At 68.8% G+C, this 11,717-nt stretch carries 5 protein-coding genes; all 5 read left to right on the forward strand.

Annotated features, from left to right (window positions below; all coding sequences use genetic code 11):
• The first annotated feature begins 188 nt into the window (after positions 1-188).
• The 5 genes from ACOOHB_RS16495 (at position 189) to ACOOHB_RS16515 (ending at position 11,689) form a co-directional block, all read left to right on the forward strand.
• Positions 189-2,933 (forward strand): cell wall-binding repeat-containing protein, encoded by a 2,745-nt coding sequence (locus ACOOHB_RS16495; protein ID WP_420446926.1) that lies wholly within the window; start codon positions 189-191, stop codon positions 2,931-2,933.
• A gap of 94 nt (positions 2,934-3,027) precedes the next feature.
• Positions 3,028-4,764: a cell wall-binding repeat-containing protein gene (locus ACOOHB_RS16500; RefSeq protein ID WP_420445894.1), complete on the forward strand. Its 1,737-nt coding sequence runs from the start codon at positions 3,028-3,030 to the stop codon at positions 4,762-4,764.
• Positions 4,765-4,900: 136 nt separating this feature from the next.
• Complete coding sequence (locus ACOOHB_RS16505; protein WP_420445895.1) at positions 4,901-5,488, forward strand: orotate phosphoribosyltransferase; 588 nt, start codon at positions 4,901-4,903, stop codon at positions 5,486-5,488.
• Between the two features lie 169 nt (positions 5,489-5,657).
• Positions 5,658-8,903, forward strand: coding sequence for a cell wall-binding repeat-containing protein (locus ACOOHB_RS16510; protein ID WP_420445896.1), 3,246 nt, complete (start codon positions 5,658-5,660; stop codon positions 8,901-8,903).
• A gap of 260 nt (positions 8,904-9,163) precedes the next feature.
• On the forward strand, positions 9,164-11,689 hold the full coding sequence (locus ACOOHB_RS16515; protein WP_420445897.1) for a cell wall-binding repeat-containing protein: 2,526 nt from the start codon (positions 9,164-9,166) through the stop codon (positions 11,687-11,689).
• Positions 11,690-11,717: the final 28 nt, after the last annotated feature.

Below are 11,717 nucleotides of genomic sequence, written 5' to 3' on the forward strand. Positions count from 1 at the left end.
GCCGTGGAGGGCAGCGGGGTACGCTCGCCGCCGTGCCCCGAGCCCCGCACTGGAGCCATGGCACCCCGGATCCACGATGCATCTTGGGCAGCGGCTCGGCGGGCTGCAGCGGCCCCGCGTTAAGCGCGACGCGCCTGTGACACCGCCGCGACAGACTGTCGTCTCGTGAGGGCCGATTCGTGAGGACGATGCAACCTCGTCGGCGCGTCCGCTGGACCGCCGCACTGGCCGTCGTCTTCGTCGCGGCATCGCTGCTGGCCGTGCCGGGCGCCGGCAGCCAGACCGACGCCGAACCCGGACCCGTGTCGCCCAGCCAGTGGCACCGGTCATTCCTAGCATCACCCCAGATCGAGGCATGGCCGAACGCCATGCGCGTCTTCGGCAACGACCGCTTCCAGACCGCCCAAGCCGTAGCACTCACTATGCGAGGCCGGGGCGGCTTCCCCTTCGATTCCCCCGACGCCACCTCGGGCGGCGGCCGAAGCCTGGGAGCCGCCAACGGCTGGTGGGGCCTGGGCGTCTGCCCCCGGGCCGTAATCGTCGTCGCATCCGACTCCCCGGCCGATGCACTCACCGCCGCCGCACTGTCCGACTCCACCGGCGGCTCGTCGGAGCCCTACCTGCGGCGAGTCGCCGCCAGCGACCCCCTGTTCGACCCCATCGGCGGCTTCGCACGGGTCGACACATTCGTTGCGCCCATCCTGCTCACCGGCTCGGCCCGCGCAGGCGCAACCAAGCTCAACCACGCCGCCCGGCTCGCCGCCCAAGACCTTCGCCTCGGCGGCTGCAACGCCGCCCGGCAGGCCATCATCGTCGGCGGTACCGCAGCAGTCCCCGCCACCATCGAATCCGAGCTGGTGTCGGTCGGGTTCAGCGAAGTGTTCCGCGTCAGCGGTGCCACCCGCTACGGCACCGCCGCATCAGTGGCCACAGCACTGGGCACAGCACCAATCCCCCGAGGCGTCGACGGCTGCGCCGATCCCTCCGCATCCGACGGCGACGCCGTCATGACCTTCTACGCCAACTCGGTGGTCGAGTGGCGGCCCAAAGCCCGTGATTGCGAGCTGCTGGGCCGCACGGTGGTGCTGACCGTCGGCGTAGATGCCCTGGCAGCCGGCTGGTGGACCAGCTTCTGGCAAGTGCCGGTCCTGCTCCACGACGGCAGCCGCACCCTGCCCGACGAGACAGCGATAGCGCTCAGCCTGCTCGACATCGAGAACCTCATCGTGCTGGGCGGCACAACGCAAATCCCCGAACCGGTAGCCGAACTGGCAACGCAGATCGCCGGCGCCGAGATGTACCGGGTGTCAGGACCGGACCGGTACGCCACCAGCGTGGCCATGGCACAGCACTTCGGCGGCTGGTGGCCGAACCGCATCGGAGCCCACTTCGCCCGCTCCACGGTGTGCCTGGTGGCCTCGAGCGGCCACGGCGACGAGGCACGCGGCTGGCCCGATGCCCTTGGCGCCAGCGCATGGTGCGGCGCCGCCTCGGCGCCCTCGCCCGACAAGCAGCCATACGTGGTGGAGCGATTCGTAGGCCCGGTCACCGCACCCGAAGCCGGATCGGTTGCAGCGGCCCGGCGATCAGCCGAACGATCAGCCGACACGGGCGCACCCCGCCCGAAGCGCTCAGCGGTACCGATCCTGCTGGTGCCGGCAGGCGCTCGGGAACTGCCCGAACCGGTCCACGAGTTCTTGCGGCGGTCATTCACCGTCGGACGGCGCTGCGTGGATGCGGTAGGCGGCATCACCCGCAACGGGGCAGCCAACGCCGACGCGTACGCAGCGGCGCAGAACGCGGGCACATGCTTCGACCCAGGGTTCGTGGTGGCATTCGGGGGACCGTCGGTCATCCGGCCCGAGCTGATCTCGCAGGCCTCCTCGGTAGTGAGCGGCGGGCTGGCACACCCCGCTGAGCCCGAGGCCCCGATCCTCGTGGGCGCCCAAGTGACCGACCGGGACGACCCCAACCGCACCCAGAAGGCGCCCGAAGCCAAGCGCGGCGTGGGGGCATTCGCCACCGGCCTGGCACTCGACGGAACGGTGTTCCACCGGGCCGACGCAAACGGCGAGTTCGACGCACTGGACGACGAAGGCGACTCAGCCGACGGCAGCCGAAACGCCAATCGAGATTGGTTGTGTTTCCCCCGCTCGACCTACGTCGGGGCGCGCTGGCTAGTGGCAGAGACATCGTCAGGACGGGCGCCCGTCCTGGTAGCCGACCTGCCCAAGCTGGGCTGGTACCGGCTGGACAACGACGGGGTGCCACGCACCGAAGGCGCCGGCGGGCCGGGCTGCGTGAGCGTGGAACTGTCGGAGTCCGATCCGACGATGGTGCGGGCGATCGGGCCCCACGGGCGGTCGTCGCTGCCGGTGGCGGTGGTCATGGACGAGTACCGGCGGTTCCGGCTGACCGATGTGATCGAGGGAGGCGAACCGCTGCACTCAGGGCTCTCCGGCGATGTCGACCCGACGCTCGGCGGCACAACCAAGTGGTCGTTCCGCACAGCAGAGTCCACCGTCGATGCGCACCTGCCACCCCGGCGAGTGGGGGTAACGAAGGCGCTCTTGCAAGTGGAGCTCATCCGAGGCATCGGCGAGGAGGACCCCGATGTCTTCACCGCACTGTGGTCGGTCGAGACGGCGCAGGGCACGGTGACCGGCACCGCCGCAGGCGAGGCTCGGCTGGTGGGCGGCGCCTGGGAGCTGCGGGGGATGAGCGCGCTGCGGTCGGGAACGTGGCTGCGAGACATCTACGGCACCGACCCCAGGACGCCACGTGGCCTGGGAAGCGGCACGTCGGTGGCCGGCCTGGCGAGCGACGGTTACGGCGCCGGCGGGTTCATGGCCAGCATCGGTCTGAAAGACCCCGGCAACGACGATGACACTGTCGCATGGCGAGTTGACGCCTTCATCAACGCCGCCCCCTAACCTCGCCCCGGCGGTGTCATCCGGCAGCGTGATGCGGTGTCGCACTGTGGCATCGGAAGCATCCGCTGCCCGGCAATCGGAGTACGGCGGCGGCATGAGACGATCAGCGAGCACAGCGCGCCGCGGCCTGCGACCGGTAGCGCTCGGTGCGCTGTGCGTCGCGCTGGCAGGGTCCGTGCTGTTCTTTCCAGCGAACGCCTCGGCGCAATCCGCAGACATCACCATCCGGCGGATCCCCGGGCAGAACTACTACGAACTCGCAGCGAACGCCGCCGGCGGCAAATGCGACTCGGAGACCGGCTCGTACAGCGTGGCCCTGGCGTCGGGAGAGGACTGGCCCGACGCGCTGGCGGCCACTGCGTTGGACCGGCCGCTGCTGCTCACACGGCAGGGATTCCTGCCTGCAGCAACCCGGAACTACCTCCTGCCGTGCGTGTCGCACCCCAACGCCAAGGTCATCATTCTGGGCGGGCCAGCCGCGGTGTCCGAAGACCTGGCCAACACGCTGCGCGCCGTGGGATTCCGGGTGGACCGGATTGCCGGCGCCGATCGCTACGAGACCGCCCGCCGAGCAGCAGCCCTCTTCGCCCCCGACGAGCTCGCCACGGTGTACCTGGCCTCAGGAGTGAACTTCGCTGACGCCGTCGCCGCCGCCCCGAGCGTGACCGCCGACACCCCGCTCATCCTCACCACGGCCGACGCCCTCCACGACGAAGCACGCCAGTTCCTCACCGATCCGGACCGCACGGTGGGATCGGTCACGATCCTGGGCGGGCACGCAGCCATCTCGGCCGCCGTCGAGGAAGACATTCACAGCCTCGGCATCGAGACCCGCCGCGTTGCCGGCGCCGACCGCTACGAGACCGCCGCACTGCTCGCCCGGCGCTCGTTCAACACGCTCGGATGCCATCCGGTGATCGATGTCGCAGTGGCCAGCGGAACAGCGCCACATGGAGGTCTCGTGGCAGGCGCAGTCCGTGGGCCCTGCCAGCCAATGCTGCTGGCGCCGGAGCCTGCCAGCGGGGTGCCGGAGCTGCTCGCCGAATTCGGACGCGACTGGAGCCTGGCGATCGGCAGGTCCGTGCGAGCGACCGTGACCGGCATCGGCCCCTCGTCCATCGTCGGCAACGCCGCAGTGGTGGCGGTGGCAACCGGCGAGACACCCGACCCCGACAACACGACCGGATCCGACGCGGCCATCGGGCTGCAGGACTGGGACCAGCTGGCCGAATCCGTCGTGCGGGTGGAATGCCTTGACACGCACGGCCGAACGATCCAATTCGGAACTGGCTTCGCTGTGGGCAACGGCGTGCAGATCGTGACCAGCAACCACGTCGTGTTCGACGACCGGGGGCGAGCGTGCCCTCGCCTGCGGGCATCGCTGGGCGGCACGTTCGAGCAACGGCCCACCCGCCAGGTGCCCGTGGCGCTGGAGCGATCAGCCCCCGATCGGGATCTCGCCCTGCTGGTGATGGACCCTGACGCACCACCGCTTCCGACCGTGAACTTCACTTCGGGGTCGTTGCGAGCCGGCGAGACGATCACCGTGTTGGGCTACCCGGGGATCGGCGGCTCGACGATGACGCTCACCACCGGGCGCTACTCGGGCACGACTCGCCTGCAAGGGTCGATCTGGATCAAGACCGACGCGCAGATTGCTCCCGGCAACAGCGGCGGCCCGGTGTTCGACGACAGCCGACAGCTCGTCGGGGTCGCCACCGCCCTGAGCCTGGCCCAGCTCGGCGACAGCGGCAGCGTCATCGGCAGCCTCAGCCTGCTGGTGCCAGCGGACGACGTTGCCGCACTGCTCGCAGGCGACATCGGCACGTAGCTCGCCATCTAGCTCGGCCCGCAGCATTGCCCACCACTCTGGTGATGCATGGTCCATGTCGGCCAAGACGAGGCGTTGGGTCGAATCGAGCGACTGCCATAGTCTCGGCCGCGAACGATCGAGGGAGTTTGCGTCCATGAGCACTGCTGCTGCGGACAGGCTGCTGGAGATCTTGCGCACCAAGGGCCTGACGGAGCTCCCCGAGGCCGTCCAGCTGGCTTCGGGCAATTACTCGCGCTACTTCATTGACGGCAAGGTTGCGCTGGGTGCCGGGGACGACCTGAGGCTTGCTGCCGAGGCGATCACCGAGCGGGTGACCGCTGCTGGCGTCCAGTTCGACTCGGTCGGCGGCCTGACGCTCGGCGCCGACGCTCTGTCGGCCGCCATCGCCGTCGTCAGCGGGGCGAACTGGTTCATCGTCCGCAAGGAAGCGAAGGGGCGCGGCACGAACCGCCTCGTCGAAGGCACACGGATCGGCGAGGGCAACCGTGTCCTGCTGGTCGACGACATCGTCACGACCGGCGGCTCGATCCTGAAGGCGTACCAGAGCGTTCAGGCAACCGGCGCCCAAGTGGTAGCCGCCGTCACGCTGGCTGATCGGGGCGACGACGCCAGCAGGTCATTCGACGAACTCGGCGTGTCGTACTTCCCCATGGCTACGTACGAGGACATGGGCATTCCGGCCATAGGCACCGAGACCGCCAGCGCCGCCGCCGCCAGCTGAAGCCTGCCGCACCGTTGCGTGGTGCGTTCGAGCCGCCGCCAGCTGAAGCCTGCCGCACCGTTGCGTGGTGCGTTCGAGCCGCCGCCGGCTGAAGCCTGCCCAACCGCTGCGTGGCGCGACCACGCCGACACCTCCCCGATGGAGAAACCGCAGAAGTAGGTTGCGGAGGGTGCGGCGATTGGCGGCCCTTGTGTTGTCGGTGGCTGTGGGATTCGGCAGCGTGCTGGTCCTTCCGGTCAATCCAGCAGGCGCGGCCCAAATCGATGGCTCGGATTTCTCGACCACCCGCTACGGCGGGGAGGACCGCTACGCCACGTCGCTGCTGATCGCTGAGGCAGTCGCCGCTGAGGCCGGCGGCTCGCTGGAGTGGGTGGTGCTGGTGTCGGGGGAGCGGTGGACCGACGCCGTGGTGGCGGCACCGCTGGCGGGAGCGCTGGGCGCGCCGGTGCTGATGACCCCGCCGGGCGAGCTGCGGCCCGATGCACTGGCGTTCCTGGCGCGGGCGGGCGTGTCCAACGCGCTCGTGGTCGGGCCGGACGCGAGCGGCGGCGCCCATGGACCCGGTCGCGGCGTCAGCGCGGCCGTGCTCGAAGCTCTGGACGAAGCCGGCGTGTCGGCGGAGCGCGTCGCGGGTGACGACCGCTACAGCACCGGGGTTGCCGCTGCTGGACGGGTCACCCCGGGGATGATGCCGGGGCTGGGCCGCACCGTGATCGTGGCCAGCGGCGAAGTGTTTGCCGATGCGCTGGTGGCCGGGCCGTTCGCTGCCCGCGGCGGTCATCCGGTGCTGTTGACCCCGCCCGACGAACTGCACGCCGACGTGGCGAGCTACCTGGCCACGAACAGCATCGAGAACGTGGTGCTGATGGGCGGCACGGCTGCCCTGAGCGAAGCCGTCGAGACGTCAGTCACCGACCTCGGAGCGTCGGTGACCCGGCTGGCAGGTGCCACCCGCTACGACACGGCGGTCAAGGCAGCCGAGCTGGTGACCGACCGCTACAGCGCCGCAGCCGGACAGACCTGCTTCGCCACCAGCACGATCGGCGTGGCCCGTGCCCGCGTGCCGTTCGACTCGTTCAGCGCAGCGCCGCTGCTGGCACGGCTGTGCGCCCCGCTGGTCCTGGTCGACCCGACCCAGGTTCCCGCCGACACCGCCGCCTACCTCGATGCCGCCCGGGAAGCAAACCCGACGGTGGAACTGCGGGTCTTCGGCGGTGACGCAGCCGTCTCCCAAGCCGCCATCGACGCCTATCTCAGCGGCGAAGACCTGGATCCAGACGAAGAAGCCGACGGGGAGGCGGACGATGAGGCGGACGATGAGGCGGAAGCCACCGAAGACGACGCAGCCGACGCCGAGTCGGCTGTCCTGCCCGCCGGCACCTGCGGCGGCTCCATCACCGACGAGCCCCGCGTGCTCGTGTCCTCGCGCAACGCCGAGGATCCCGCCTGGTCACCCGACTGCAGCCAGATCGTCTACACGAAGGACGGCTCGCTGTGGGTTGCGAACAACAACGGCTCGAACGCCAAGCGCATCGTGCGCGACAGCTATCTCAGCTCGGCCGCCTGGTCGCCCGACGGCACCCAGATCGTCTACGTCCGGGGCTACCAGGAGGACGGAAGATGGTTCTCCCATGTCTGGATCTCCAACGCTGACGGCACCGGCCGGGAGAAGCTGACCCACAACGACCTCACCGACCGGATCCCCCGCTGGTCGCCTGACGGCGAGACGATCATCTTTGACCGCTTCACCGACGGCGAGCGCTTCGTTGCCCGCATGAACCGCGCCGGCACGAACGAGAAGTCGCTGACACCAGGCGGCTCGTGGGACTACGCACCGGTCTTTTCGCCCGACGGCACCCAGCTGGCCTACATCGCCGGCGAAGCTGTCGTCATCGCCGACGCCGACGCGGCGAACCCGCGCAACGCTGTCGACGAGGTGTACTGGAACGGCGGTCTCGACTGGTCGCCCGACGGCAAGCGACTCGCCTTCGTACGCGGCGACAGCGCGCGCACGCAGCTCATCATCGCCGACGTCAACGGCCTCAACGAGGAGGTCGTGTTCGACTTCGAAGGCCAAGCCATCGCACCCCGCTGGTCACCCGACGGCCAGCTCCTCGCCTTCCACACCATCGATGCCGACGGCGCTCACCAGGTGTACGTATCGGGCGCGAGCGGCGAGCAGGTCGTCAGTGGGGCCTCGGAATGCCGGCCCGCAGGCGTCTCTAGCGTGACAGCCGGCTTCCCCCTGCCACCCTGGGCAGCCCCATCATCGGGAACCCTGCGGGTGGCCGTGCTCTTCATGGACTTCCCCGACGCAGAGGCCACCCACACCACCTCCGACGAGGCCGAACAGGGCCTTCCCTACGTCGAGGACTACCTCGAGTCGGTCAGCTACGGCCAACTCGACGTCGAGATGGTGCCCCACCACACATGGCTGCGATCCGAGCAGGAATTCGGCGACTTCGTCAGCACGAACGCACTCAGCAACCAGGCCGTGAATACAGGTGCCATCAGCCACGCGATCGGCCTGGCCGAGCCCGATTTCGACCTCTCCGACATCGACACCGTCATGGTGGTGCTGCCCAGCAGCCGCTTCGGCGGCGGCGGGTTCGCCCATCCGTCCGTCAGTGTCGCGGGCAGCTCGTGGCGGACGACGCTCATCAACAGCGTCTATCTCGGCGACGAGCGCGAGCCCTACACGTGGGGATCCGTCGCTGCCCATGAGCTCGGGCACAACCTCGGCCTGGCAGACCTGTATCCCTACGGCGACGCACACTCCCGACCCGAGGCACCCAGCGGGCAGAGGTGGGTCGCATCGGAGTGGGGACGCATGAACATGTGGGCGTACTTCCTTGCCGATGAGAACGACCCCCGGCTGGCCCACGACTGGGAGTACCCAAGCGGCCAGGTCTCCACGGCCTACCGGCATCACCTGCGCATGGAGGAAATGCTGGCGTGGAGCCGCTGGCAGCTGGGCTGGCTGAGCGACTCGCGGGTCAGCTGCGTCAACGAAGAAGTCGACGAAGCCGGCGTCACGGTGGCGCTGTCGCCGATCGCCGGGCCAGGCGATGGCACAGCGATGGCGGCGGTGCCGCTCAACGCTCGCAAGATGCTGGTGATCGAGAGCCGCCGCAAGCTCGGCTACGACGCCGGCCGGTTCTTCCAGGCCACCGACACGGGCGCCAGCACGACGTTCCCCCGGCTCATCACCGAAGGCGTGCTCGTGTACACCGTCGACAGCCTGCTGCGCTCTGGGCGCTTGCCGCTGCGGGTAGCGGGCGACAGCGGCAACGCCCAGGTCGACGACTTCCCGGTGCTCGAAGCCGGCGAGTCAGTGACGGTGCACGGCTACACCATCACGGTCACCGCTGACGACGGCGACACCCACACGGTGTCCATCACCCGCAACAACTGACGGCACCGGTCCCCGCACTCCGACCGTCGCCGACCGACCCTGCAGCCATCGCAGCAACCAGGCCGGCCAAGCAGCCCCAAAAGCCGCCGAAACTTCGGGGTTTCAGGGCTCAGGGGTGCCGCGGACCGCAAGCCAGCGCGCGGTACCTTGATTTTCGGGTTCCGTGGCGCCCGTATTCCCTCCACTGCTCTGAGGAGTCGTCGATGAACGTGTCTCCATCTACCGCGCCTCGGCGGCGAATGCGGCTTGGGCGGGTCCTGGTGGCTGCCGCTGTAGCCGCCAGCGTGCTCGCCGTGGCGAACGACCCCGCACAGGGTGCAGCAGCCCTCGTCGAGACGCGTCGCCTCGAGGGCAACACCCGTTTCGAGACCGCCGCCGAGATAGCGGAGGCCTACGTCGACCAGATCGAGACCTTCTCGGGCCGGATCGGCATCGACTCCGTCATCTTGACTTCCGGCGACAACAACGACTTTGCCTACGCGCTGCCGTCGCCGGCCCTGTCACGCCGGTATGACGCCCCGCTGCTGCTGACCCGGCCCAACTCGATTCCCGAAGCCGTCACGACATTCCTGACCCGCTACGAGGTCTCGACCGTCTACATACTTGGCGGCGACTCGGTCGTGACGCCCTCTGTGGAGAGCGCAATCGACGCGATCAGCGGTACCAGGACCGTCCGCATCGCCGGTGACGACGCCTACTCGACGGCAGTGGCAGTTGCCGAAGAGGTGGGGCCCAGGACGGGCGTTCCCGGCGACTACAGCTCCTATGGCCGCACCGCTCTGCTGGCGACCGGGGAGACATTCGCCGATGCGCTGGCCGTTGGACCGCTCGCATATCGGGGCGAGCACCCGATCCTGCTCACCGACAGCGGCGAACTGCCCGCCGTGGTCACGGAGTTCCTGGAGTCCAGTCGTACCGAGCATGTCATCATCCTCGGCGGCACCGCAGCGATCAGCACCACCGTGCAGCAGGAAGTCGAAGGGCTCGGAATCGAGGTGACTCGTTGGGCGGGAGCCGACCGCTACGAGACCGCACTCGAGGTCGCAGAGGCGCTGCTCGGCGATGACCAGCCCGACGGCTGCTTCGACGGCACTGAGCTCGGGATGGCGTACGCCTGGCGCTCACCCGATGCAATAGCGAGCGGGCCGCTGCTGGGCGAGCTCTGCGCGCCTCTGCTGCTGACCGACATCGACGAAGTGCCCCCGCCCGTCGAGTACTTCTTGGCGTCCGAGAACTACATCACCGGAAATCTCGACGGCCAAGTGCGCATCACGGTGTTCGGCGGTCCGGCGGCCGTGTCGCAAAGCGCGATGGATGCCGCTGTCGATGCCGCTCGCCTGCCAGACCTGCGTGCACGCCTGCACGCGGTCGAAGGGGGCTGCCACTTCACGGCGGTGTTCACCGAACCGGTCGTGACCGCCGATGCCGAGCAGCTCGTCAACTACCTCAATGGCAACACCCCGTTCCTGACGGGATCGGCGACGGTGAATGCCGGCAATGCCGATACCACCACGAAGGTCATCGTGACGCTCGAGGGGGCGTCGACGCTCTCGGGTGCCTCGGTGCCGACGGGGTGCGCCTCGCCGTTCCGCGCCCGTGACCGCATCGGCGTGGTCGCCGGCGAGATCGCGTCGCCCAATGATCGGCGCCGAGTCCCCCGCGAGGAATTCTTCATCGACGACGACGACATCCGACCCGTCCTCGTCATGAACGCGCCCGAAGGCAGCAACGCCGTGTGGATCGAGAGCGGCGAGCCGTTGCAGCAAGCCGATGTGGAGGTCGTCTTCAGGCGGACCGGCAACCCCGATATCAGCGAGTATGCGTCTGTGGTGGACGGCACCACGATGTTCTCGGTCAACGTTCCGAGCCAATTCGGCTCCGAATTGCGCGACGGCGACCGGGTCACGATCGCGAGCCGGGAAGTCTTCGATCTCGCAGGCAACGAGAACCGGGCCATCAGCCGCACCGTGGTGCGTGACGACACGCCGCCACGAGTGGCCACCATCACCGTCACTGATCCCAGAGCCAGCGGCCAAGCGGCGGTCACGCTGAACGCCACCGACGTTGACGACGTCAGCCGCGAAGCGCTGAAGATCAGCGTCAATGCAGGCTCCTCCGCGGATGGAGCGGTGGGCAACCGTTGGCACATCGACGTGGATGTGCGGCATATCCGCCCGGCCAGCTGGAGCACCGGGCAGCTGTCGAACATCGACGTGTCCACCTCGAACCGACGCATCACCGTGCAGGTTGTGGCTGCGGCCGCCATCAACGACCTGGCCGACGACTTGAATCTGGACCGGCCGTTCCGGTCGCTGTTCAATGCTGAGATCCTCGCCGGTCAGGGCGCCAGCACCCCCATCGACACCGGTGGTCGCGTGGCCTTGGGAGGCGGCACCAGCACGGTTGATCTGACGGTCCACTGGAGCGAACCAGTGCAAGGCTGCGATAACCCGGACAAACCGGTCAAGCCACGCCAGGTCGAGATTGACGTCGACGGCGACACCGAGGTCGACTTCGCGCTGGACGGGTTCGCATACGACGACAGCGATGTCACCTTCGTGGCCGACGACAGCGAGACCACCTCGATCGTCGCGGGCTCCGCCGCTTGCGACAACACGACGCCAGGCGCCCGCACGGGCACGCTGGTCGCCCGCGTTCAGTCGTCGGATCTCAACAATCTTCCCGACACCACCTCGATCGGTGAGATCCGACCGGGAGCGGCAACGGACCTCGCCGGCAACACCAGCAGGCGCCAAACGGGCGTGATGCTGCGCCGCCCCTCATAGCCCGACGCATCAAGTTCCCTCAGCCACG

Source organism: Candidatus Poriferisodalis sp., assembly GCF_965215815.1.
GTDB lineage: Bacteria > Actinomycetota > Acidimicrobiia > Acidimicrobiales > Poriferisodalaceae > Poriferisodalis.